Source organism: Chitinophaga sp. 22308 (assembly GCF_052045305.1).
Taxonomy (GTDB): domain Bacteria; phylum Bacteroidota; class Bacteroidia; order Chitinophagales; family Chitinophagaceae; genus Chitinophaga; species Chitinophaga varians_A.
The window spans coordinates 581,463-607,539 of sequence record NZ_JBQEOP010000006.1; the positions used below are offsets into that span (position 1 = coordinate 581,463).

Annotated in this window: 20 protein-coding genes and 1 pseudogene; 4 read left to right on the forward strand and 17 right to left on the reverse strand. The window is 46.1% G+C overall.

The features are described from left to right. Positions 1-259: 259 nt before the first annotated feature. The 5 genes and pseudogenes from ACTJJS_RS26070 to ACTJJS_RS26090 form a co-directional block, all read right to left on the reverse strand. A complete protein-coding gene (locus ACTJJS_RS26070) occupies positions 260-547 on the reverse strand; it encodes a hypothetical protein (protein WP_440666225.1) in 288 nt (95 codons plus the stop codon). 497 nt (positions 548-1,044) lie between these two features. Continuing rightward, positions 1,045-1,254 (reverse strand): hypothetical protein, encoded by a 210-nt coding sequence (locus tag ACTJJS_RS26075; protein WP_440666227.1) that lies wholly within the window; start codon positions 1,252-1,254, stop codon positions 1,045-1,047. Between the two features lie 1,005 nt (positions 1,255-2,259). Next, complete coding sequence (locus ACTJJS_RS26080; protein WP_440666228.1) at positions 2,260-2,649, reverse strand: hypothetical protein; 390 nt, start codon at positions 2,647-2,649, stop codon at positions 2,260-2,262. A 263-nt stretch (positions 2,650-2,912) separates the two neighbouring features. Continuing rightward, positions 2,913-3,188 (reverse strand): annotated as a pseudogene (locus ACTJJS_RS26085) (recombinase family protein); the annotation flags it as partial. A gap of 379 nt (positions 3,189-3,567) precedes the next feature. Then, a complete protein-coding gene (locus ACTJJS_RS26090; RefSeq protein ID WP_440666229.1) occupies positions 3,568-4,062 on the reverse strand; it encodes a terpene synthase family protein in 495 nt (164 codons plus the stop codon). 996 nt (positions 4,063-5,058) lie between these two features. Here ACTJJS_RS26090 and ACTJJS_RS26095 point away from each other — a divergent pair. After that, entirely contained in the window at positions 5,059-7,314 is a 2,256-nt protein-coding gene (locus ACTJJS_RS26095; protein WP_440666231.1) for an ATP-binding cassette domain-containing protein, read from the forward strand. Between the two features lie 53 nt (positions 7,315-7,367). Here ACTJJS_RS26095 and ACTJJS_RS26100 read toward each other — a convergent pair whose 3' ends face one another. From ACTJJS_RS26100 to ACTJJS_RS26135, 8 genes are all read right to left on the reverse strand, one after another. Beyond that, positions 7,368-8,186 carry an HAD-IIA family hydrolase gene (locus tag ACTJJS_RS26100; RefSeq protein ID WP_168875187.1) on the reverse strand — a complete coding sequence of 273 codons (819 nt, stop codon included), beginning with the start codon at positions 8,184-8,186 and terminating at the stop codon, positions 7,368-7,370. Positions 8,187-8,394: 208 nt separating this feature from the next. Beyond that, positions 8,395-9,093, reverse strand: a complete 699-nt coding sequence (locus tag ACTJJS_RS26105; RefSeq protein ID WP_440666233.1) for a hypothetical protein — start codon at positions 9,091-9,093, stop codon at positions 8,395-8,397. 174 nt (positions 9,094-9,267) lie between these two features. Then, positions 9,268-9,669 (reverse strand): VOC family protein, encoded by a 402-nt coding sequence (locus ACTJJS_RS26110; RefSeq protein ID WP_440666235.1) that lies wholly within the window; start codon positions 9,667-9,669, stop codon positions 9,268-9,270. Between the two features lie 177 nt (positions 9,670-9,846). Next, positions 9,847-11,142, reverse strand: coding sequence for a hypothetical protein (locus ACTJJS_RS26115; protein WP_440666236.1), 1,296 nt, complete (start codon positions 11,140-11,142; stop codon positions 9,847-9,849). 163 nt (positions 11,143-11,305) lie between these two features. Further along, positions 11,306-12,214 carry a haloalkane dehalogenase gene (locus ACTJJS_RS26120; RefSeq protein WP_440666238.1) on the reverse strand — a complete coding sequence of 303 codons (909 nt, stop codon included), beginning with the start codon at positions 12,212-12,214 and terminating at the stop codon, positions 11,306-11,308. 61 nt (positions 12,215-12,275) lie between these two features. Beyond that, entirely contained in the window at positions 12,276-12,863 is a 588-nt protein-coding gene (locus tag ACTJJS_RS26125; protein WP_440666240.1) for a Crp/Fnr family transcriptional regulator, read from the reverse strand. Between the two features lie 171 nt (positions 12,864-13,034). After that, positions 13,035-13,268: an acyl carrier protein gene (locus ACTJJS_RS26130; RefSeq protein ID WP_168875182.1), complete on the reverse strand. Its 234-nt coding sequence runs from the start codon at positions 13,266-13,268 to the stop codon at positions 13,035-13,037. Positions 13,269-13,337: 69 nt separating this feature from the next. After that, a complete protein-coding gene (locus ACTJJS_RS26135) occupies positions 13,338-14,840 on the reverse strand; it encodes a Gfo/Idh/MocA family oxidoreductase (RefSeq protein WP_440666242.1) in 1,503 nt (500 codons plus the stop codon). A gap of 260 nt (positions 14,841-15,100) precedes the next feature. Here ACTJJS_RS26135 and ACTJJS_RS26140 point away from each other — a divergent pair, with 260 nt between their 5' ends. The 3 genes from ACTJJS_RS26140 (at position 15,101) to ACTJJS_RS26150 (ending at position 17,628) form a co-directional block, all read left to right on the forward strand. After that, on the forward strand, positions 15,101-15,667 hold the full coding sequence (locus tag ACTJJS_RS26140; RefSeq protein ID WP_440666244.1) for a Crp/Fnr family transcriptional regulator: 567 nt from the start codon (positions 15,101-15,103) through the stop codon (positions 15,665-15,667). A 182-nt stretch (positions 15,668-15,849) separates the two neighbouring features. After that, positions 15,850-16,533: a type 1 glutamine amidotransferase domain-containing protein gene (locus ACTJJS_RS26145; RefSeq protein ID WP_440666245.1), complete on the forward strand. Its 684-nt coding sequence runs from the start codon at positions 15,850-15,852 to the stop codon at positions 16,531-16,533. Positions 16,534-16,644: 111 nt separating this feature from the next. Beyond that, positions 16,645-17,628: a serine hydrolase domain-containing protein gene (locus tag ACTJJS_RS26150; RefSeq protein ID WP_440666247.1), complete on the forward strand. Its 984-nt coding sequence runs from the start codon at positions 16,645-16,647 to the stop codon at positions 17,626-17,628. A gap of 9 nt (positions 17,629-17,637) precedes the next feature. On the opposite strand, the gene ACTJJS_RS26155 is transcribed toward ACTJJS_RS26150, so the two are convergent. The 4 genes from ACTJJS_RS26155 to ACTJJS_RS26170 form a co-directional block, all read right to left on the reverse strand. After that, complete coding sequence (locus ACTJJS_RS26155) at positions 17,638-18,930, reverse strand: KamA family radical SAM protein (protein ID WP_168875177.1); 1,293 nt, start codon at positions 18,928-18,930, stop codon at positions 17,638-17,640. A gap of 26 nt (positions 18,931-18,956) precedes the next feature. After that, positions 18,957-19,916, reverse strand: coding sequence for a TauD/TfdA family dioxygenase (locus tag ACTJJS_RS26160; RefSeq protein WP_440666249.1), 960 nt, complete (start codon positions 19,914-19,916; stop codon positions 18,957-18,959). 20 nt (positions 19,917-19,936) lie between these two features. Beyond that, complete coding sequence (locus ACTJJS_RS26165) at positions 19,937-25,648, reverse strand: amino acid adenylation domain-containing protein (RefSeq protein ID WP_440666251.1); 5,712 nt, start codon at positions 25,646-25,648, stop codon at positions 19,937-19,939. A 37-nt stretch (positions 25,649-25,685) separates the two neighbouring features. Then, positions 25,686-26,077: condensation domain-containing protein (locus tag ACTJJS_RS26170; protein WP_440666253.1), on the reverse strand; the 392-nt coding region annotated here is incomplete at its 5' end.

The window sequence follows — 26,077 nt, forward strand, 5'->3', positions numbered from 1 at the left end:
CTCTGGAAGCTGTATCCCGGTAGGAGTTGATGAGTATTTCGGCGTGTGCAGATACTTTGGTGCTTAAAGATCGTAGACAAAAGTCTGCGGTTTTATGGATGCAGAACACTCTGAAGAAATCTACGCTACTGGTATGACCTGGTGCCGCAGTGCCTCGCTATTACGGTGTTTTGAAATGTTGATTACATCGGAATAATTGGAATCATTAGAAATTCCGGAATCCGCCTGATGCCCAGGATATGAACGTTTTTTGACAAAACTATCTTGCTAATTCTCCAATGGTAAAAGTTCCCCTATCAGGAAATGGATTCTCCCTAAGCTGAATTGCATAAAAGAAGTTTTCTGGGATATTATGTCGATAATACACAAACATTGTATCTGGTACATCCACTTGCAGCGAAAAATAGCCTATCACCTCTCCGTTCTCATGGGTAATATCACATCGCCCAACACTTGTATTATAATCATCATTTAAAATCACATTCATGGGATTACTATGGTCAGCGGGCGTATGCGTAAATCGCAATCGTATTTTAAATCTTTGCATATTGAACGTTTTTTTGAAAATAAGCTATTTTGGACGAGTGCTATCTGCCGGAAAAATCGTAAAGATCCTTCTCGGAATCCCTGATGGCGACCAAGTGCGAAGTCCTCCTACCGGTGACTAAGACACGAACGTTTTATGAAATTAATACAGAGACCGAGCTTATTGTTTTACCGGAGTACCGCAAAAAGGGCAAAATTCCTGGTTGATCTCTACATCTACAGCCCCAAATTCGCCATCTGCCTCTAACATGGATTATAGAGGATGTAACTTTAAAAATACTATCCTCGCCATATTTAAACTGCCTGTAATCTAGAATCGATAAACCTTTTATCTGAATCTCTTTGTCTATTCTGCTGTTCTAATACTTCGCTGTATTATTTCAAAGCAATCACAATTCATAGTATATGATTTAAATAAAGTGGGAAACTACAATTTCACTGCCCACTCTATTTGTTTATGAGCTAAATCGAACGTTTTTTGAAACAGTATATCAAAACTTATTTACCTTCAAAATTTTTCATCAGCTCATCAAATTGTGTCCAATTGATTGTAATTGGTTTTTTCCTTTTGTTTGGGTAATAGTCAATCCCACCTTTAGATATTGTTATCTGACCTAACTTTTCACCATCTTTATAGACCTTAAAATGTGCATCCACATTACCAATTTCTCTTTCTGGTAAGTCAAAGTAAACATTATGTTTTGCCATATATTATGTTTTTTTCTAAAAAAAAATTTGAATTTTACGGTGTAATTAGCCAACCACTATCCGGGGGTGTCGGAAATTTAGATGGATCGAAAGGAAGTGGAAGCAGTCTACCTGTATCCTCTGCCCATAAATCACCCAATCCATCAACCGATATAACACCTGTAACACTGCGCCCTTGGATGGTTATTTTTTTGTGGAATATGACGTTGGTCCGTAAACTGTACAATCGAACCGTATATCTTTATCATTGGGGTTAAGAAATCTTATCCACCAACGCATACCGATATCGTTTTTAATGTAAGCAGCTTTCACCTTGATGTTACTATCTGCGTCTTTAAATTCGCTCCACTGATTCAGACAGGAATTAAACTTGAATTCTATTTGCCCACTGGCAAATTTAGTAAAGAATAATAGAAGTATAACAAAGAGGATAGGGAGAATTTTCATAACAATGAGTTTTAGGGGGCATTGAAAAAAATGAACGCTTTTTGAAATTAATGAATCTGTAACTAGAGCTGTACAAGGTGTCTGCATGGACATGAAAAGATGGCTAATGGAGGTTCTGTAGATCGCCAACAAATTGTATAATTTCTATATATCGATCTGCGGACATCTCCATGCATTCACAAATCATCAATACTACCTGTGCCACATTGGGGGCAATTTCCCCCTTTTCTGTCGCAGCTAGATAGTTCAGTAGCGAACCAAATTTTTTGATATTTGTTAAGACCCTTCAGCTGAATGCTTAATAGATTGTCATCTTCCTCAAAAGCCGACTGTAGAGGGTCTGACAAATCAAGACCAATAAGTTTTGCTGTTTCCATTAATCGATTTGACGGCTCGCAGGATACAGATCATTGACCATTGCCCAACCCACTTTAATACTGTAATAACAGCAACCTTTTGCATTAATGTTAACGAACCTCAGAGATCTTGTAATGACATTGTGTGTTTTTATTGAACGTTTTTCGAAATTAATAATGATACGAAATTGTGAAAGATCTACTAATCTTCGTCACTTTCATGGTAGTCACTATATAGTACCTCCTGATCATAATTCAGGTTTTCATACTGGGTGTCAAATCTGCTGTAGAGGACAATATTTAATCTCTTAAACAAGATCCGCAAAATTTCTCTATCGTCAGCCACATCCATTGACATACTAACAATATGTTCCTTTCCCTCTTTGCTTTTGTTTTTGTCCACACAAAGCAGGGAAATATAAAAATGATCGGTACCATAAATAGATATACCTACAGGATCAAACCGTTTCTCATCGAGTTTGAAGTACTTGCCAATGCCTTTGAGGCTATTACCTGCAAGTCTACTCAGAGAATCAGAAATATCAGCAGCAGCAGATCCTTTAAAATCGCCATATTGGACATTTGCTTTCATAGCTTCTCTTTTAAATTAATGTGTTTATTATTGAGTGTTACGAACGATTTTTGAGATTAGACCAGGTATAGGGCCTCAGTGTCCTGGTACCGAATGTTTTTTGAAATTATGTCGACATTCGGAGGTACTCATAAAATGTAGTATTGGTGCCTATTTTCAGTGCCTTCCTGATACTTTCCACTGGCTGCTCTTGCTCATAAAGCAACTGTACTATTAATGCCTTTTTCCGGGCTTCTTCGGATATGCCATGAGGTTTACCTCCTTTATTCCCCTTGCTCTTGCTGAATCTTTGGCTCTATCGCTTCTGTTCTTAATGTATTTCTTATCATTCTCGGTAAAGATTGCACAGATATTGAACCACAGCTTCCCATTTCCGTATGCGTATCAATCCCCTTCAGAATGCTAACAAAATGAACTCCTTTTTTATGAAGATCATCCTGTAATCTTATAAGATCAGCCGTCTTTCGGCCCAAACGAGAAATCTCAGTTACACATAAAGCATCTCCATCCCGTAACTGCTCCACCAACTTATTAAACTTTTTCCGGTCTACTACTACGCTTTTCTTTCTTTAAGGATTCGTTCACAACCTGCTTTTTGTAGTTCCTCTAACTGGACTTAACAGTGCAGTTCACATGTTGAAACTCTGGCAGTAACCAAACTGCAAAAATTACATTTTAAATCTACTCAAACGAATATAGTGTAATTTGAAATAATGTAAAGGTTTTGTGTGATCGTTTTTTCCAGCTATTATCAGTATTATATAATTTGTGCTAAGGCCTATAAATCAATGCATTTTTAACCAAACACCGAATGACTGCAGCACTGTACACCTTACCTGTTTAAGATAGTTGATAATATGGACAAAGCTCTCCCTTTTGGAGAGCTTTGTCCATTAGCCCCCGGTAAGGCTTTCAATCTCACCCCAGGTAATGATGGGGATACCTAGTTGAATACCGAGTACTCCAAAGGATATTACCTGCCCAAAGTGCCCCTAATCCGTCAATATACCTTTGAATATTGGGATTTTTCGGGGTAGCATTGGTAAGTTCTACAAATTGCATCATCCTGTTGTCATGAACCTCAGCGGCCAGCTGGATGGCCACTTCCGTGGAGATGTTCTTTTCAGAGGCCAGTATGTTAACGATATTAAATAGAGCACCACCATGGCTGTGTCCAGCCTCTTTCCCCAGGCTGAACAAGTCGTTTGCAACACATATTAGAATCTGCGCTGAGATATTCAACTGCTGTACAACAGCGTTGTCGGTAATAGCACTAAAATCCACATCTGCTGTGACCTGCAGGCTGTTTGTTGCTAAGTGGGGCAGCTCCAAGATAGCCGCGTTTCTCCAGGTAGGTTGTGTAGTCAGGTCCTTTGCCAAGCCTGATGTGTTCATATTGCCACCTACCGCCATCGAACATCATTACAATATCAGATCTAAACTGCCGGTACCACTGTGTGGGGGTAAGCGGCTTAAATTGCTGTCAAAAATCGGTGACCAATCGGGTTTATTTAGGGCACCAGGGAAACTTTCTTCCATATTTAACCTATGTTCCCGCGCTGCTGAAATAGTCTTCAGAGAAGGCCTCTGGACGTCAAATCTGCGTTATAATTTTCCTAATCAGGATAATAAAAAGTTCCTGAGTGCATATAAAATCAGGTGAATGTAGGACAAATAAGGTTCCCATACTCACTCCCAGTATCGTTCCGGTATCCTCTCAGTATACTCCAAGGATGCGCTAAATTACTTTAGCTCAATTTAAAATAAAATAAAATATTTAATTACTTATTTATCAATACAACTACAGTTTATTTGGCATACCTTATATTCTATACCTATTTGCATGGGGTGCAAGGGGTCGCTAGTTCGAATCTAGTCGTCCCGACTTCATAAAAAAGCACTTACAATAATATGTAAGTGCTTTTTTGTTTTCAGTACCCTCCGGATCAATAAGGCTCCTTATCATGGTGGTCAAAATGTATCTCTTTTACCCCCGCAAAAATCAACTCCTTAGATTCAAATCCGACTTATACCAAAATTTTTTGCTGAATAAAAGACACCTCTTTTTTGAAAAATTTCCATAGAAGAAATAACCAACGGAAATTCCAATTAGAAAATAAATCAATAGAATTCTAAATCTTGGTGCTTGCCAGCATATGCAGCAATTTCAATCGTAGAAAGGTTAAATGATCTTGTTAAAAACAAAGGGATTAGTAGAGAACAAAAACCAGATAAGTGAGATGCCTCTTCTATTTTAAGGCAAGTAGTCGGAGTTTGAGATTATTTTACCAGTAAATGGTAAGGTTCGCTCAACTGGCAGTAAATTGTCACCGGGAAAAACTGCGAAACCCGGCTTTAAAAACCAGTTATTTATTTTACTTTACATCTCCTCAAAATTTTTATGCCTCCATGATACCAGAATTTATTGAAATCCGCGGCGCCAGGGAGAACAACCTGAAAAACATCGACCTTCGCCTTCCCAAAAGAAAGATCATCATTTTTACGGGCGTATCGGGGTCTGGCAAGTCTTCGATCGTTTTTGACACTATCGCAACGGAAGCCCAGCGCCAGTTGTATGAGAATTTCAGCATGTTCATCCGTTCGCTGCTGCCTAAATTTCCACAGCCGGATGCGGACTCCATTGAAAAGCTGAGCATGGCTATTGTAGTAGACCAAAAACGGCTGGGCGGAGGATCTCATTCCACCATGGGTACCATCACGGATATATCACCGGTGCTGCGGGTACTTTTTTCCCGTATCGGGAAACCCTACGTTGGTTATGCCAATGCTTTTTCCTTCAATGATCCCCAGGGCATGTGCCCGCAATGCGGCGGCCGGGGACGCAAGCTGGGCTTCGACGCATCCAAATTCATAGACCGTAGCAAATCACTTAAAGAAGGCGCCATACAGGCGCCCGGACTGGCTACCTGGGAGAAAGACATGTATGCGCACAGCGGCTTTTTCGATGTAGATAAAAAGCTGGCAGATTATTCGGAAGAAGAAATGGAGTTGCTGCTCTACAGCCAGCCCAGGAAGTTTAAACTTCGGCTCGGCGAGGGGAATATGAACGCCACTTATATGGGTGTGATAGAAAAATTCGAACGGGCCTATATCCGCCGTGACATCAAAACACTTTCTGACAGAACGCAGAAAATGATCCGCCCATATCTGCAGGAAGGCCCATGCCCCGCCTGTAAGGGCGCCCGCCTCAATGAGGCCGCGCTGTCCTGCAGGATCAAAGGACACAATATCGCCGAGTTATCGGCCATGGAAGCAGGTGAACTGATTACCTTTTTAAAGGATATTGACGATGCCGTAGCAGCACCGATGGTCCGTACGCTGACAGAACGGTTACAACACCTGGTAGATATGGGGCTTGAATATCTTACGTTGAACAGGGAAACAGATACGCTCTCCGGTGGCGAATCACAAAGGGTGAAGATGGTAAAACATCTCAGCAGCAGCCTCACAGACGTGCTGTACATCTTTGATGAGCCCAGCGTGGGACTGCATCCGAGAGATGTGTACCGGTTGAACGTATTGCTTCAAAAACTCCGCGATAAAGGTAATACAGTGATTGTAGTGGAACACGATCCCGATGTGATCCGTATTGCCGATCACATTGTGGACGTAGGCCCCCATGCAGGTACTCGGGGCGGACAGATCATGTACGAAGGTGAACTGGAAGGTTTACTGCATTCAGATACGCTGACAGGAAAATACCTGAAACACAGCCTGCCGCTGAAGACAACCTGCCGGTCGCCAAGAGGCCAGCTTCCTGTTCTCAATGCCAACGCCAATAATCTTCACAACGTCAGTGTCAATATCCCCGAAGGCGTATTGACGGTGGTAACCGGCGTCGCCGGTTCAGGCAAAAGCTCCCTTATTCATCACGCTTTTCTACATGCCTATCCGCAGGCGGTGGTAATTGACCAATCGGCTGTAGGTACGTCTTCAAGGTCTAATCCAGCGACCTACACCGGCAGCATGGATTTGATCCGGAAAGCATTTGCCACGGCCAACCAGGTCGACGCCTCCCTCTTCTCCTTCAATTCCAAAGGAGCCTGTGAAAACTGCCAGGGCAGCGGCGTGATCTATACTGATCTTGCTTTCCTGGAAGGTGTGAAAACACCCTGCGAAGTCTGTGAAGGCAAACGTTATAAAGAAGAAGTGCTGAATTACCAGCTCAATGGCAAATCTATCTCGGATGTACTTGCAATGACTGTCCGCGAAGCGCGCGACTTCTTTACTGCCAAAGACATCTGCCGCAAGCTGGACAGCATGATCGAAGTAGGACTGGAATACCTGACACTTGGCCAGCCGTTAAGTACGCTCTCCGGCGGAGAATGTCAGCGGATCAAACTGGCCAGTGAACTACATAAAAAAGGCAGTATATACGTGATGGATGAACCAACTACCGGCCTGCATCTTTCTGACGTAGGAAGACTGGTCCAGCTAATCGACGGATTGGTGGAAAAAGGTAATACCGTAGTAGTGATTGAACACAACCTCGATGTGATCAAACAGGCCGACTGGATCATCGATATGGGACCGGAAGGTGGACACAAAGGCGGAAAGATCATCTTCGAAGGAACACCGGAAGCGCTGACAGCACGGACAGATTCCTACACCGGCATTCATTTGCGCGGATCGATATTGTCCTGAAAACAAACGGGTGTCTCAAACAGACTTTTGAGACACCCACATTTTGATTCCGTTTAATATTCGTCTGTAACGAGTGCCGGTGCTCCCATCACCCGCATAAACAGCTCTTCGTCCAGCAGGTCTTTGATGGAGCGGATAATGAAATCCGGAGAGTAGCCAAAATGTGCCAGGTCTTCCTCCCGGGTCACGCCTGTTAATGTTAGCACGGTAGTGAAACCCATGGAACCTGCCCCCAGTATGTCTGTCCCCATAGTATCACCTATCATGACGGTTTCATCTGTCGTGAGCTGCAGCGCTTTTCTCGCCATACGCATCATCACCGGACTTGGTTTTCCAACGCTGAAAGCTTTGATGCCCGTGGCAAATTCAAGCATGGCCACCAACGCGCCACAGCCTACCCGGTATTTCCCCCCTCCCATCGGGCAATTGGGGTCCAGGTTGGTGGCAATGAGCTTCGAGCCCTTCATGATCATATTTATAGCCTTATCCACTGACTCCAGCATGATCGTTCTGCCTTCTCCAATGATCACGTAATCCGGCTGGTCGTCTACAATGGAATAACCCGCATTATGCAGTTCCGTCAGCAAGCCACCCTCACCAATCACATAGGCGGTACCATTTTCCTTCCTGGATGCCAGGTACCTGGCTGTGGCCATGGCACAGGTGAAAATATCCGTATCATTTACTTTAAAGCCCATTTTATTCAGCTTGTAGCAAACATCCCTGCTGGTTCTCTGGCTGTTGTTGGTGAGGAAGAGGAAGGGCAACCCTTTGTCCCGGAGTCCATTAATAAACTCCACAGCCCCGGGAATAGGTTCACTGCCTTTATAGATTACGCCGTCCATGTCGATTAAAAATCCCTTTTTTTTCATAGCAATCAGATCTTTGGTTAGTTATATTCGATAATTAAATAAGCGAACGCTATCAGAAAAAACATGGGAATAAATAAAGGCGGGCGGGAATATATAAAGGCAGAAAGACAGATACCCTGTTATAGAAAAGGTATCTGCCTTAAAATTAGTTATTAATTCCGGATTGTTGTATTATTTTTTAAAAAATGTTACCGAACAGGATTTATCATCAACAAATCAACAGCAACCTTTTCTGCCCGGATTTTTCTCTTGGCGCCCGATGAAGACAGGGAGGGACCTGGCTTTCAGGATGATCAACCGCCAGCCGCCACAGGTTGCCGACGCCTAAGCTGATTGGACGTGCATCAGGCGACGCCTGGTAATGCAGATCAAAGAAATGTTCGCTTAAAAATGAGTCAAAGCCTTCCGCCGGCCCATGATACAGCTTTTTGAGCTCAGCACGTATGGCAGGAATAAGTATCTTCTGTTGACCTTGTGCATTGGGCAGTATGTCACTGGCATCACCATAGTAGGTGCATAAAAAGGTGTCCGTTGGTATGGGAGAACGATCTACGTGAAATGAATAAACATCGGTTGGAAAAAACGGGAAGGCATCATCCTGATCATAATGATCTATCACATTAAGGACCGGTGATGCGCCATGATCTTTCAGTGCCTGCAGGTCGCGTAACAGCGTTTCGCGGGCAAGTTCCCCTTGTTCACTCAGCTGAAGCGCACGAAGCTCCGCCGGGTCAACTTCCGTTATATTGCCGGTTAGTGCTATCTTGTTAACGATCTCGGAAAAATCACCCGCTAGTGTACGGGCCCAGCAAATCGCATTGACCTCCCCTTTAAATGGCGTAGTGACAAGGTCCTGAAAATTCGTGACACGGCGAATGTGTCGCTCTCCATCAGATAAATCCATCATAACCGCTAAACTAAGTATAAAATCATTGGGCTACCATTTCTTCCCAAAAATAGTTTTCTGCGGTCACCACCAAAAGTCACACTACTCGTTACACCTTCTCTCCTCTTTATAGTCATTATTCGAAATACTGCAAGAGCCTTACAACGGTGCGTCGTAAGGCTCGGACATATAAGATTAATCAAATCTCTTTTTCGCTTCGGAAGTTGCCGGTGTAAAAAAGTTAATGAGATTACCATCCGGGTCCCTGAACAACAAAGACCGGTTTCCCCAGGGCATCGTTGTTGGTTGCTGTACCACCGCGTCGTTTAGGAATTCAGCCAGTGCTTCATAACTGCTGTCAATGTCTTCCACCCTAAACTCAATAATAACAGAGCGGTTAGTGGCGGCCGTGGCCACTGCCTCTCCTCCAAAGAATGCCAGTGTTTTAGTGCTGCCAATAGCCAGCGATGCCAGCGGGGTACGCAATTCAGCAAACTCGTCTGTATACCATGTGAAGGGTGTTCCGGTCACGTTTTCATAAAACTGAACAAGGCGCTTAATGTCTGCGGTGATAATCCTGGCAGAAGAAAAATTCATAGTTACTGTTTTTAGTCACACAAAGAAAAAAACCACCGGTGACAGCCTTATGTCAGCAGGCGTGAAATATTAATACCAGAAATATTATACACATTGATTTTCAAACTATTACTCAAAATAAAAACGCCTTCAACATCAGTCGAAGGCGTTTCTTATTATTGGCTTTGTCGAAAAATTTTACCGCACGTCTTTCAGGGTAATATCCACTTTATCACCATCTTTTTTGATGGTGACTTTCGTTTCTATCTGTGCGGTGGCTCCTGTGGCGCCGCTACCTGAACTATAAATAGGAGAAGATGACAACACCGCTCCGCTTGGGTGGACTAAATTCGATGTTCCGGACTGATAGGAGTAGGAATACCGGTGCGTATAGCCAAAGGAGGTATACAGGATATACTCGCCAGGCATCAGGTTAGTGAATTCGAAATGCCCTTTGTCATCATACACGGTTGTTTGTTTAACACAGGCGCCAACGTTAGGATCGAGCGGTACCTCAGGCAGTTTTCCACGTTTCCTTATCTTCCTGTTCACTTCCTTCCATTCCTCGATATAGGCGGAATTAGGAAGAATAGTTACCACGGTGCCTTTAGGAGCATATTGCGCTCTCTGGATGTTCACTACCTGCAATTTACTGCCGTTGTGATCTCTCGCAAAGGCGGTACCGGTAATAACACTGTTGCCCTTTTCTACTCTTCTGAGATTTTCTTCTTTATCGAACCTGGCTTCTATTGGCTGATAATCCAGCTCCTCGTTCACACAGATTTCTGTAATGCCTTTGCCGGCAGGCATTTCCCGCTGCCAGATCCGGTGGTCCTTTTTATCTATGATATACGTGTAAACCGCGCCGGATTCTTCTTCCAGTACATTCACCAGCCAGCTTTCATGATTGCCTGTTTTAAGCGAGCGAAATATGTAGCTTTTCACATCTTTTACAACATAGTTGGATAATACGCTGTCAGGACTGTTACCAAAATAAAATTCCGGTACGATGGCCTTATATCCCACGTCCAGCGGTAAAGTGGTAAACATGATTTCTGACACGTTAAAATCGACATATTTACCGTTAGGCTTCAATGTTACCAGCTTGTCCTTAGCCCCGTTCACGAAACGCTCCTTACTGGTAACGGGGTTACCGAAATTCACTTCCAGCGTGCTTTTCAGGCCCTCGGACTTATAACTGACCGGGCTGAGTGTTTTGGCATCGGCGACAGAAGTTCTTTTTTTGTACCATTTTCCCTTTTCATCGGTGTAGTCGGCTATAAACTTTAGTTCATTCCCGGAAACGCTTATTTCATTGGTGAAAGTTCCCTTTTTGTCCCAGTTGTTATCCTTTACATAATAGATCGTGTACAGTGATTTTCCAGGTTTCAAACGGGAGGTGTTAACGTCTGGGTGTCCGGGCAAAACAGTTTTCTGTGCAAAGCTGGCCAATGGTAACACCAGCAGACATAGTGATTTTAATGTAGTTCGCATGAAGTCCTCGATTTTCCAAAAATAGGGCCAAAAATAACCACTTTTACCCTACTTTAAAAACCTTCGGAGACCTCACTAGATAACTATACAAATACGGCACGACATCAAAAAGCCTTACAGCATTTACTTGTAAGGCTTCTCTGTTTTCCCGGAAATCCTCCTGTTAGCGCAACTTTTTTACAAATGCTGCAATGGCTTCCCCGATTTCCATCGGGCTGTCTTCCTGCAGGAAGTGTTTACCCTTTACCAATACCTCTGTCTGATTGGGCCAGGTACTGCAGAACTTTCGAACGCTGTCATTCTCCACGGCGCCCGGATTACCATGAATCCACAGCTTGGGAACAAAACTCTGCTGAAGCCACCTTCCATAGTCCGTCACCACGCCGGCCACTTCTTTTGGCTCGCCGTCCAACGCTATCTGCCGCGGGAATGATAAAGTTGGGCGACGGTCCTCTCCTTCGTTAAGATAAGGACGCAGGTACTCGGCCATCTCGGCCTCGCTGAGCTGCCGGAAAATCCCTGCCGGTAATACTTTTTCCACGAAGACATTGTTCTTTAGCACCAACTCTTCGCCTGCAGGGGAGCGCAGTTCGCGGAACAAATCCCGCATCTTAGGTTCAAATTCATCCCATTTAAAAGGGACAGCCAGGGCTTCCATATGCACAATACCCTGCACACGGACACGGTGCTGGTTGGCCCAGTCAAAACCCAATACGGAGCCCCAGTCATGCAGCACCAGCAGCACGTTCCTGTCCAGCTTCAATTCCTCCCACAATGCAAAAAGAAAACTGCGTTGTTCCGCATAGGAATACCGTCCGGGCCCGGAGTCAGGGAGCTTTTCCGAATCACCCATGCCAATCAGGTCACAGGCAATCAGGCGGCCAAGGCCACGGCAATAAGGCATGATGTTCCGCCAGAGATAGGACGACGTGGGGTTGCCATGCTGAAATACAATGGGGTCGCCCTCTCCTTCATCTATGTAGGCCATGCGGCGGCCTTTTATGTCGATAAATTTTTTCTCCGCGAACGGCTTTTCGCTGAAAACAGGCTGTACGGTTGCTTTGTGTTCCATATACCGAATGATTTAATACTACAAAGCAACAACTCACTCCCCCCTCAAAAAATAAGGTACATTAAGGTTTTTTCCGGAACATATTAGCCTTCATCTGGCTAAAGAATTCGGGGGTAACACCGATATACGAGGCGATATATTTTTGTGGTATCCGGCTTTCCAGGCCAGGGTAAGTCTGTGTAAACAATGCGTACCGGCCTTCTGCCGGCTGCGACAGGTTGGCGCTGATCCTGTTTTGATGAAAAACAAAAGCATTCTGAAACAGTATTCTGAAAAACCGTTCGAATGCCGGCGCCTGCCGGAACAAAACATCCAGATCATCTTTGCCGATTTGTAACAGCGTGGTGGGTTCCAGCGCTTCGAGGTTATTGACGCTCTGCTGCCCTGACAAAAAGCTGTACAGGTCACCGCTGCACCACCAGTCTTCCGGCGCAAACATTAAAACATGTTCCTTACCACCTGCGTCAATGGTATACGTCCGCAGGCAGCCGCTGATCACAAAGAACTGCTGCCTTGCCACATCTCCTTCTTTCAGCAAACATTCTTTCCGCCTGATGGTTTTAGCCACTGCCAGCGATAAAAAGATTTCGGTTTCCTCCCTGGTCGGCTCAATGTGCCGCCGCAGGTTTTTTATAACAGCCTCGTACATCTTTACTGTCAGTATTTGTGGTGATAGAACAGTCCTCCCGTCAACCAAAATATAATAAATACAGCGCTATTTTATATTTAAATATTAATCAATACTTGTATTAACTAAAGAGGAAAGCATTATACACAAATGTATAATGCTTTCCGGCAACTGAATTATTAAAGGCCTGATTTAGGAAGCCTTACTTTGAACATAATCCACAAGCTCGCCGACCGTATTACTGGTAGAGATGCCACTCATGTCTGTTATACCAAACTGCTGCTGCAGCTTAGATGACAGCTGTACTGCCAGAATAGAAGTCATTCCCAGATCATCCATCGTCTGATCAGCAGAGATAGCATTCTCAGGCACGCCAATGGAATGGCTGATTTCACTAATGATTGTTGATTCAATAGGTGTTTTCATACGTTATGGTTTTTGAAGTGAAAATTGTGATTGGATAACGTTTTTTACACCAAATGGTTCAACGGCTCATTACACCAAAGCACCGGAGCTACCATTTTTACAGTAGTGTTGATCTGAGGGCCGGATGGCATCCATTTCAATATCGTAGCTGGCCCTTTGTCCGGTAATATAAGAACAATAAATCCCACTCATCATCTTCACAGGAACAACATGGTCGTTTATTTGAGAAGTAATTTCGTGTTTCGGCTTTCTGCCGGCCAGATAATCGGCAAACTCTTCCACTACCTTAAACTTGACGCGTTCCATGGTGATGGCCGCGCCGTCTTCACCAGCCTGGCCTCCGGCCAAATCTGAATACTTATAGACCTTCGGTTGAATATCCCCATCGGCAATCAGCGGATTGCGAAACACGTATATATCAAAATGGTTTTTCCCTCCCAGCTGCTCTTCCGGTCCCCTGTCCTGATCATGTTTGTCATATGCCTGATAGGCGTGTACCTGGATGTTTTGAAACGGGCCCTGCTGGATATGATAACTTTCATGCTTAATCCTTCCGTTGCCCTTGTACAAATCCACCCCGGGCATCAGCCATGTTCTGCCAGCAAATCCATTATGGACCAGGTTTACATTAAAATTCGCGATCACCTCTCCATATTTCCTCAGCGCGATAACGGATGAAACATCCATTTCACCGAAATTGCCGCATATCTCCCGTAGTTGTTGTTCTGACCATGGATTAACCTGTTTATACGCTTCTCCGAAAACAAATTGATAGTCTTGTTCATTTAACTGCGTAAAAAAACCATTAGGCTTCAGGAAGGAACTGACCACTTCCATTTCATCTGCTACTTTGCCCGGCAATGCGGCGGCTTTGTAAAACTGATAAATGGTGTCAAAAATATGATACCCGCTATGGGATGCCTTTCCGTAGCCAAAGCAGTAAGGATGGTACTTCTGCGAGATAATTTCATGGGGCAGCCGCCATTGTCCGTCACTATGATATGCCTGAATAAAACTAACCGGACAGTTTGTCCGCGCTGCAACTTCCCTGATCTGGTCCTGCACAAACTGAAACCCTTTATGAAAACGACGATGTGAATTAATCATGAAAACGGTTTCCGTTTTGCTTTGCAGATCGTTATACGCATCCAGCAATACATAGTAGTCTTGCAGGATTCCACGGGCATGATCCAAATTGCTGGTGACGTCTGTTCTTGTAGTGATGGGCTTGTCCATCAGGATATTGAGTTCATCAGCTAAAGCCCATTCCGCATAGGCTCTGTGTACAAGCGGCTCAGTAGCGATAATGACCCCGTCAATCTGCTTTTCTGCAACAAATGCGGAAAGTTTGTCTTTCAATGCGGAAGGCAGCTCACCTGCAAAAGGCTTGATCAGCCATAGTTCCGTTTCCAAATCGGCAACAGCATTACGTACGGTCAGTGCTTCGCTTTCCAGGTCAACCACCAAAGCCAGTTTTACCTGTTTGAGGTTACGTAATGCAGGAAGATAAATACGTCTGGCGTGCGGACCACACCCAATTAAAATCACATTAACGGTGTCTTTCTTTTTCATGATAGGTTAATATTCAGCGCAGGTCTGGCTATTCTTGAGGTATGAGGTTGCGACCAGTTAATTCATCAATATCGGTTATAGACAGTTGGTACAATTCGTTTGATCATAGGACATCAATTTTATGTGCATAGGTTTTTCATGGCAGACAACATTCGATGTTGTGTTATTCCGATATTAAAGTAGTGATTTATTTGGAAAATGCAATAAAAAGAAAATGTTATATTGTACTTTCGCTTTAAAGTATCCTACTCCGGCGTCCCATGAGCGAACTACTAAGACAACAGATCGAAAAAATTACTCCCCTCACTGACAGTGAGTTTGCATACATCCTGTCCCACTTCACCTCCAAAAAATATAAAAAACACCAGTTCCTCGTTCAGGAAGATACTCCCGTCCCCTATGATTTCTTTGTTACCAAAGGCCTTTTAAAAGCATCCTACACCAATCCCAACGACGGCAAAGAGCATATCCTCCAATTTGCCTGGGAAGACTGGTGGATCACGGACTATCAGGCATATTTCAATGAAACGGCTTCCAGCCTCGCCATTGACTGTATTGAAGGGGTAGAAGTGCTTTGTTTGTCCCTGCATAACAGGGAGAAAATATGCGCCGATCTGCATAAAATCGAGCATTTTTTCAGAAGAAAATCGAATGCCGGTTATGTTGCTTTACAGAGACGGATTTTATCGTTATTAAACAGTTCCGCCGAAGAACGCTACCAGCAGCTGCTCGCCACCTATCCCCAACTTTTCCAACGGGTACCGAAGACATTGATTGCGGCCTACCTTGGTGTCTCCAGGGAGACACTGAGCCGCTTTTCCAAATAGTGTGATCTGCATCACACTAAACTTGTGATAAAGTTCCTGTGCCATCATGGCCCTTTTGAAGAGCTTTGCCTTGTCAAATCGAACATATGAAAAAGGCAATCTTATCAATCATTATCGGATTAATGGCTATTAGTGCTGCGCACAATCCGGCAGCTGCACAAACTAAACAACAAGGAAAACATATGGAAAAGAGAATTCTGTTTGTGGTGACCAGCCACGACAAAAAAGGCAGTACCGGTCAACCTACCGGCTATTATCTCGCGGAAGTGGCGCATCCCTGGGAAGTCCTGCACGATGCCGGCTACGAAATTGATTTTGTGAGCCCACAAGGTGGCAAAGCCCCTGTCGATGGATTCAATCTTGAAGATCCCATCAACAAAAAATTCTGGAACAACGCCACCTATCACCAAAAAATAACGCATACCATGAAACCGTCGGCCGTAGATCCTTCAAAATATGCCGCTATTTTTTATGCCGGCGGACATGGCGCCATGTGGGACTTTGCAGACAATACTGAACTGGCCGGCATCGCCGGCAGGATCTACGAAGCCGGCGGCATAGTCAGTGCTGTCTGCCATGGCCCTGCCGGACTCGTCAACATCCGGTTAAGCAGTGGCCAATACCTGGTAGACGGGAAAAAAATCAATGCATTCACCAATGAAGAAGAAGCAGCCGTAAAACTGGACAAGGTGGTCCCTTTTCTGCTGGAGACAACTTTAATAGCGCGCGGTGCCATCTTTGAAAAGTCCGGCCTCTGGCAGCAGCATGTAGTCACAGACCAGCGGGTGGTCACCGGCCAAAATCCGGCTTCTGCAAAAGCAGTGGGAGAAGCAATGCTGGCAGCACTTCAGCGCATAAACAAATAAGCACAAGCAAATCAAGCCTTACAGCCAGGTGCTGTAAGGCTTGATTTGTCCTCACGGACATACATTTTTATATAAAAAGTATTAAATTAACATCCCTAACGGCACCTACCGATGGATGCATTGAAAAACAATATTACTGACAGCAAGTATCCTAATCTCTACAGTCTGCTCATCTATCAAAAAGATGACCTTATCTATGAACACTATTTCCCTGGCCACCAGGCAGATTCGCTGTTTGACATCAGGTCATCCTTTAAATCCATCCTGTCATTGCTGGCAGGCATTTCCATAGACAAGGGATATCTGCATAGTCTTGACGACAAAGTATTTCAGTACTTCCACAACTCCGCCTACGCTGCTTTTTTTACCGACCAGAAGAAAGAGATTACGCTACGGCACCTGCTTGCCATGAAATCAGGGCTCATCTGCGAAGAGTTCTTTTCCACCCATGACTGTGAAACACCTATGGAAGAAAGTGAGAACTGGATCACCTTCTGCCTGGACAGGCCGATGGCCCACAAACCAGGCCAGCGGTGGTCCTATAGCACCTGCAATGCGCTGATCGCCGGCGCAGTGATAGAAGCAGCCACAGGAAAACCGCTCGCGGATTTCGCCGCCGAACACCTCTTTGCCCCGCTGGGGATCAGGGACTATAGATGGACACAAGACCCTTCCGGCAACTATATGTCCGGTGGTTCATTTTTTATGACAGGGCCGGACATGCTTAAAATCGGGCAACTGGTTTTACACAATGGCTATTTCTTTGATAAGCATATCATCTCATCTGAATATCTGCACATTGCCACCTCTCCCATCACCGGAATTCCTTCGTTCTCTTTTGTTGGTCAAAGCGGACTTACAGATACGCTCTGCAAGCCGGCCTATTATGGGCTTTGCTGGTACACGGAGTCCGTAAAAGCGGGCAACCACTATTATACCTGCCAGTTCAGCTCGGGCAATGGTGGACAATACATTTTGGTGATCAGGGAATTGGCATTGGTTGTTGTTTGTACACAGGGAAACTTTGACTCACGGCAGGCCAAACAGTTTTTTGATATACTGGTTAACTATATTATTCCTGCCGTTCGTTATTAGTCCCCAGCCTTACACTCCTACCTCAACACGCTTCACCTCCTCGAAATAGCGCTCCTCATATTTATCAACAGTGGTAAGATCAGAAAACCATTTGGGATTGTCAATGGCCTCACGGCCCTTAAAGACCTTGTAAGCCATACCAGGGTCGCGATGCTGCAGATAACGCAAATAAAACACGTCGTCCACGCAGTCCAGCAATTCCACTTTGCCATGCAGCGCCGACATCACCGGCCCTTTGGCGGTACGGCAAATACCGCTTAGTTTTTGGATAGCGTTCTTATAGATATGCAACGCAGTCCGCAGGTCTTCCGCGAAATGATGCTGTGCTCCTGTATCTCTCGGCAAAAACATATAGTAGGGTATCAATCCCAGCTGTACCTGACGTTCCCACATTTCCGACCAAATCTCGCTTTTATTATTGATGGTCCTGAGCAGCGGCGCCTGCGTCCTGATTTCAGCACCTGTTGCCCTCAGGTTTTTTATCGCGTCGATCACCACATCTGACTTCAATTCTGCCGGATGGTTAAAATGCGACATGATGGCCAGGTGTTTCCCACTGTCGGTAACCTTCCGAAGTATTTGCAGCACCTCCTGATGCCCTTCCTCAGCTGTAAATTTGAATGGCCAGAAAGTAAGCGACTTGGTACCGATCCTGATATTGCGCAAACTTTTCACGCCAATCAACGCGTCGATATATCTGGAAAGGATCTGTGGCCCCATCACCATCGGATCTCCGCCAGTCAGCAATACATCCGTGATCTGAGGATTATAGTTCAGATACCTGATCAGTGAATCAAGTTCTTTTGACTGGAACTTCAATTCCGCATTGGAAACAAACTGCGGCCACCTGAAGCAAAAAGTACAATATGCATGGCAGGTCTGGCTATGGCTGGGAAAATACAATACGGTATTTCTGTATTTATGCTGAAGGCCTTCCAGTCTCACGCCATTTTCAAACGGCACATTGAAGGATGTCTGGCCAGCCGGGTGCGGGTTCAGCGTCATTCGTATCTGATCTACCAGTTCGGCAAACTCATCTTTAGCAAGGCGGTCCCTTCCCCACTTTAACTTATCGTAGTGCTCTTCTGTCAGCATGCCGCGATGAGGAAAATTCAGCCTGAATATCGGATCATCAATTCCTCTTTCCCAGTCGATGAGGTTGTCCAACACATAATTGTTTGTCTTAAATGGATATATTTCGCCAACAATTTTGATGTCTTCAATAATTGCCTTGTCCATCTTTTGCAGATAGGGAATAGATTCCAGGGCATGGATGTTATATGATTTATATTTTGGTGTCATAACAAGTCAATTAAGAGGGTCTTCTGTTACGCCATAGAGGCAAGTATTTTCCTGTTGCCCTTGTAGGGCAGTCTTCCGTGCAAAGAGGCCATATTATCTACAATAAGCAGGTCTCCTTTTTCCCAGCTCACCGGGACCGTCACTTCTTCCAGCACTTTAATGATCTCCTGGATATATTCCAGTGGGATATCCGTTCCGTCACCAAAGGTGGCATACATGGGCAGATTTTCTTTTATGCCGTTGCTCATTGCCAGCAATGCATCGTATACCTCCGGGCCATATATCTGCGGGTAGAACTGGTCTACCTGGTTAAACCACAGTTCTTCATTTGTCTGCGGATGCAGCCTGATCGCCGGCCTTGTCTGGATAAACCTTCCTGTCCCGTCGTTACGCCACTCAACGGTGATATGATGCTTTGCGCAATAATCGTTGATGAAGCTTTTGTCTTCCGACTCGAATGCTTCCTGCCAGGATGGCCCTAAGCCCTGCCCTCCGTGGAGGTTTCTGACATAAGTGATCCCTTTCTTCCGGAAATCATTTACCAGCGGAGCGCTCAGCTTTTCAAGCACCGCTTTGCAGTCACCTACCGTTGTTTCTCCTCCCAGATCAGGTTTTACAACACAACAGAAACAAATAACGGAAGGCCATTCTCCGGAGTAGGAATACTCTGTATGCAGCTGTATGATGGACCCTGCGTCATATTCTGAAGCGTTGTACACCGTAGAGGTATATTTCCCTCTGCTGGAGTTTCCATCAAGAAAACTTTTCGTTTTAGGATACAACTCCTGCATCAGGTATTGAAATTTTTCCGCAGAGTCGATGTTCAGGCCTCTTACCCAAACAGCGCCGGACTCCAACACCCGTTGATGTACAGGGTTTTCCGGGGTACGTGCCCATGCAATAAAGTCATCGACCGTGATGTTTTCGTTAAAGTGCAGCACCTTCGGGAGCGCCTGCTCATTGATTGTTTTTTCTTGCAGATACATATGCTGATTTTTTTAGTGTTTTAATAGTCTGCTTTGACTGTCTCTTTTATATGATCATATTGAAGCAGCACTTCATATATCCGGGCAATGTTATCGTCCATGTCCAGACATTCGTAGTGGTCTCCTTCTAAATAGTGGTGTGCAAATGCATGGGAGGAAAATTCCTTCCAGTCGTCCATGCTGAGAAAGTCCCTGCTAAGGTTATCTTTCGATTTGAATGCCAGCAGCGGTCCTTTCACCTTTCCTTTCTGGTGATATTTTTCCATCAGCCTGATATTGTTATTCCAATTGACGTTGATATCAGACAGGTAGGATATGGTGGGATCAATCCTGCTGATCCTCTCAAGAAACCGGTTGATATCTTCATGCTCCGCCGGGCTGCGTTTCAGGTTAAGGAACAATTTTCGTTTGATCACCGGCCTGTCCACCACTGCCAGTATGATTTCCATACCTTCACGCTCCAGTATTTTTGCGATCTCAAACGCGATTGTTGCCCCATAGGAGAAGCCCAGTAGCCGGACCTTCTTCGTAGTGGTATGCTGCATAATCTGATTAGCAAAGCGTTTGATTTTCTCTTCCAGTGACTGGTCGATTTTTTGAGCATTTTCAAACCCGGCGTCCTGTAGCCCATAACAATTATACGCGGCACTCAGGGCGATACTCATTTTCCCGTACATCAGCGGCGACCCGATCAATGGCGGCAGTAAATAAACAGCGGCCCTTCCGGCTTTATGGACACCCATTGCTGATATTAATGCCGGCTCATTATTTCGCTGCGTAACTGCGAGGATAGCAGCTTGTGCGCCTATCGTGGGGTTCTGCATGAATATGCCTAATGGCATCCTGTGATTGAATTCTTTTGCAATCCGGGATATCACCTGTATGGCCAACAATGAATGTCCGCCTGTTTCAAAGAAGTTGTCATCAAGACCTATTTTTTCTTTTTGCAACAGTTCTTCCCAGATACGCGACAATGCCTTTTCTGCGGCGGTTACCGGCATGCGGTACACCTGCTGCTGTGCCTGCGGCGCCGGTAAAGATTTGCGGTCTATTTTCCCGTTGGTGGTCAGGGGCAACTGCTCCATCTTCATAAAATAGGCCGGGACCATATACAGCGGCAAACGGTCCTGCAGCCATGAACGCAGCGCCTCTGCAGAAACAGTGCCATCTGCAGTATAATAGGCCGCCAGCACTTTCTCCGCTCCTGCCTGATATACAGTGACCACTGCCTGACGCAACAAACCGGAAGCAAGCAAACTCTCTTCGATCTCTCCCAGCTCAATACGGTAACCGTTGACCTTTATCTGGTTGTCCCTGCGACCGTAAAAGATAACATCCCCGGTGGCGGTCCAGCTGGCAATATCTCCGGTGCGATACAGCTTTCCTTTCCCATATGGATGGGGAATAAAACGGTCCTTCGTCAGCAGGTCATTATTCAGATAGCCCAGCGCAACGCCATCGCCGGCAATGCACAACTCACCCGGTACGCCTATTGGCAGCAGCTGTTGACAGGCATCCAGGATATACAGCTGGGTATTGGCAATAGGCCTGCCGATAAGATTAGCCTGCTCAGGACTGTTCACTTCCAATATGGTGGAAAAGATAGTCGTCTCTGTTGGCCCGTACATGTTCCATAAACGCCCCGTCAACTTTAATAGTTGCTGCACCAGCCCTTCACTCATGGCCTCTCCTCCCGAAATGGCCAGCAACCCTTCCCGGCCTTGCCAGCCACTGGCCAGCAAAAGGTTCCACATGGCCGGTGTAGCCTCCAGTATCGTTGCTCCGCTGCTTTCCAGCAAAGCTGCCAGTAGCTCGGGCGTATTACATTCGTCGTTTCCGGCAAGCACGAGCCGGCAACCCATCGTTAATGGCAATAACATCTCCATCACCGACAGATCGAAAGTATAAGTGGTGATCGCCACCCATCTGTCGGCCCATGTGATGCCCAGCTGCTCTTTTACAGCGCTAAGCATATTGACAACACCTTCATGACGGATCAGCACTCCTTTGGGACGTCCAGTTGATCCCGAAGTATAGAACACATACGCCAGGCTTTCCGGCCGGGCAACAACGGCTGTATTTGAAGTTGCGCAGTCCTTCAGGGTATCTTCAGCACTGAGGTCCAGTACCGGTACCTTTCTTTGATATGTGTTGATAGTGCTGTCTACCAGGATCAACTGCAATCCGCTGTCTTCAATAATATAATCCTGCCTGTCTGCGGGATACGCAGGGTCAAGCGGAACATAAGCAGCACCCGCTTTCAGCACGCCCAGGATGCCGGTTACCAGGTATTCGTTACGGGCCATGCTGATACCAATCAACTGTCCGCCTGTGATGCCGTGGCTACGCCGAAGCCGGTCTGCCAGTTGATTCGCTAAACTATTCAGCTCACTAAAAGAAAATATTTTTTCGCCGGCAACCAGCGCAATTTCATCCGGGTGATGCAATACCTGCCGCTCAAAACAGCTGACCAGGTCTTTCCGTTCCAACCGCCAGTCCCGGCCGGTGTTATTGAAGGTATCCAGCAACAGCTGCCGCTCCGCTGCCGGAAGGTAGTCCAGGGTTTTAACGGCTGCTGCCGGCGATTGTACCACCGCCTGTAATATCCCACCCAAATGGACCGCCATCTGCGCTATACGCTCTTTCCTGAATAATGCCGTGTCGTACTCTATCTGAAAATCAAATATGCCATCATTTAATTCGAAGGAAAAAGTAAGATCGAACTTACTCACCGTGTCATGCAGATGCACGCTCTCTATTTCCAGCCCGTTTAATGCTGGCTGGCCAGCATCATCCTGCTGTCCGCTCTGCCATATGACCATCACATCGAATAATGGCGACCGGCTCAAATCACGCCTGACGGCGAGTTCCTCCACCAACAGATCAAATGGGTAAGCCTTATGTGTAAATGCCGAAACAGTTGTTGATCTGATATTTTCCAGCACTTCCGTAAAACTTTCTTCTCCTTTAATATGGTTTCGCAATGCCAATGTATTCAGGTAATACCCTATCTGGTTTTCCAGGTCCGGGTGGTCACGACCGGCCACCGGGGTACCGATGATCAGATCTGACTGCCCACAGTACCGGAACATTAACACGTTCACCAAAGCCAGCATACCCATGAACGGTGTCAGTCCTTTATCTCGAAGCAATTGTTGAAATGCCTGACTGTCTTCTGCCGGGAAACCGGTCCGCAGTACGGCTCCCTGATGCTGTTTGATAGAAGGACGGGTATAGTCCGCCGGAAATGCCAGTACCGGCAGTTCTCCTTCCAATTGTTTCAGCCAGTACTGGCGATGTTTGGAAAACAGCTCGCCTGACACTTCTGACTGCTGCCACACCGCATAATCCTTATATTGCATCGGGAGGGGCTCAAACACTGGCCCGGTGCCTTCGGCGAGTGAATTATAGGCACTGATGACCTCCCGTACCATCACTCCCATCGACCATTCGTCCGAGATAATATGATGGATAGACCATACCAGCAGATATTCATTCTTTGCTGTTTCCAACAGCTCTGTCCTGAACAAAGGGCCATTCGTAAGATCGAAAGGCTCCGACGCAATGCTGGCGGCATATTCATAGGCCTGTGCCTCCGCATTCGCACCGGTAAAAGAACGTACCACCAACCCCGATTCGGGCTGTCCCACCGGAAGGATACGTTGACGGGGCTCACCGCCCTCCAGGAAGAAAACCGTCCGCAGGCTCTCATGACGTTCAGACAAACGTTGAAAAGCGCCATCCAGTGCGGTTAAATCCAATACGCCCCGTATCCGGTACACCGGAACGATATTATAGGCAACAGACTGCTCCGATATTTGACTCAGTACCCACAAACGCCGCTGGGAGTTCGACAAAGGATAACTATCCTGTATGCCTGCACGTGGTATAGCCTGATAAGACGCTGCCTTTTTCTGACGAACATATTCAGCCAGCTTACAGAGAACCGGGTGACCAAAGATATCAGCAATGGTAAGCTGTACATCGAGCTCCTTATATACCCTGGTGGCTACCTGCATAGCTTTGAGGGAAGAGCCGCCAACACTGAAAAAGTTGTCTTCCCGACCAATAATGCCAATACCCAGTACATTCCGCCAGACCTGGGCCACCTGTTGTTCCAGCCCTGCTCTTGGCTCTTCATAACCGGCTTTGAGCAATATCTCCTCCGGTCGGGGAAGTGCTTTCCGGTCCACTTTACCATTCATGTTCAGCGGGAAACTGTCCATCCATACATAATAACCGGGTAACATGGCCGGGTTAAGACCAGTTGACAATAATGTCCGTAATTGGTCCGGGACGTAACGTTTGCCTGTATAATAACAAATCAGTTCCTGCTGAAAGTCTTCTCCTGCGTATACTACCAGCTCTATGCGCATAATTCCCTCCTGCTGTAGTACCACCGAACGCACCTGCTCCAGCTCTATACGTACTCCATTGATCTTTACCTGCTCATCGCGGCGGCCCAGTATCTCCAGGTTGCCGTCGTTTCGATAACGGCCGAGGTCACCGGTCCGCCATACCAGGTCAAGCTCACTATCACCCAATGGATTCCGGACCAGGTGTTGTTCATTGAGCGAGGGATCGATATAACCTTTGCTGATAAAAGGGCTTTTGATATAAATTTCTCCTATCTCCCCTCCCACACATAAACTGTTGTTATTAACAACTGCCACCATGGTGTTAGTGATCGGAACACCCACCGGCAGTACTTCTCCCGGCTGCCAGTCCCAGCTTTCAATATGATAATAGGTTTTTAGTATAGTCGTTTCTGTCAGGCCGTACAGGTTCGATAACCTTGCAGAGGTGCCATTGGCAGCCTTCCAGTTCAACACATCACGTCCGTACAACCGTTCACCCGCCAGTACCACATAACGCAGGCAGGGAAGGGAGCTGCCAGCTTCCTTCAGGCTACCGGTGATCAACCGGAAAACAGACGGCACTGTTTGCAACAGCGTGATGCACTCGTTTCTTAACCACTCCACCAACAGCGCCGGATTATTTTTGACATGGCTGTCGGGCATACAAACAGTAGCACCGCCGATGAGGCCTGTCAGGATATCCTTCAGCGAAGCGTCAAAAGTCATCGGCGCCAGCTGGCTGATACGGAAACTACCGTCTATGCCCCATTCCCGCTGATGCCAATGGATGTAATGGCTCAGCGACACGTGGGAACCGATGATGCCTTTGCTCCTGCCGGTAGAACCCGAAGTGTAAAACACATAAGCGCTAGCGGACGCATCATAGTCCAGATCAGGGTTGACTGCGCTGCATACAATATTTTCTATTGAAAGATGATGCTCAAACGACAATGGCAACACGGCGGACGCCGGAAGATCTATAATAATTATTGTATCGATCTTAACGGCATGGGCAGCCAACAATTGCTTTAGCGTGGCCGCATATGCCGTAGTGGTAACGATTGCCTGCATCCCTGTCTCCGTTATCACCTGTAACAGATGATGAACAGCCTGGTCTGCCGACATTGGAACATACACGGCCCCTGCCTTAAAACAGGCCAGCAGCGCAACCACCTGTAAGGGACCACCACCGGCATAAACACCTACATGTTTTTCGTCACGGTAACCCAATGACAACAAGCCATGGGCCAGCTGGTTGGCGTAACCGTTCAGATCATGGTAGCTCATACGAAGCCCATAACCTTCTACAGCCACCCGGTCAGGATATTGCCTGGCCTGTTCCTCTATTAAAGTGTGAATAAGTTTATTTGTCATATTAATGGCGTTTAATGCTTCAATCTGGACTATTGCATCAGTCCTCGTCTACATTGGCATTGAAAGAAAGCGCTCGTTTCATGGAATGCTGTTTCTCGGATTCAGCGAGATACTCCAGCTCATCAACCGGCATAGCCGGATTAGCATGAACAGCCTCCATCAGACGGCCGAGATGGGCCGCCATCCGTTCTATACGCTCCCGGTTGAAAATATCACTGTTGTATTCGATGTTGCCATGAAGCACACCACTTTGTTCATCGTGATAAAACTGAAAACGTAAGTCTCCCTTGCTGATGTCCAGGGATGCCGCTTCCGGCGTCACTTCCAGCCCCTGCATCTCTAACTGCTGCTCATCGTTTAAGCGGATGTTCTGTAATATCACCACCACATCTGACAGCGGTGACCGGCTCAAATCACCTCCCAGACCCA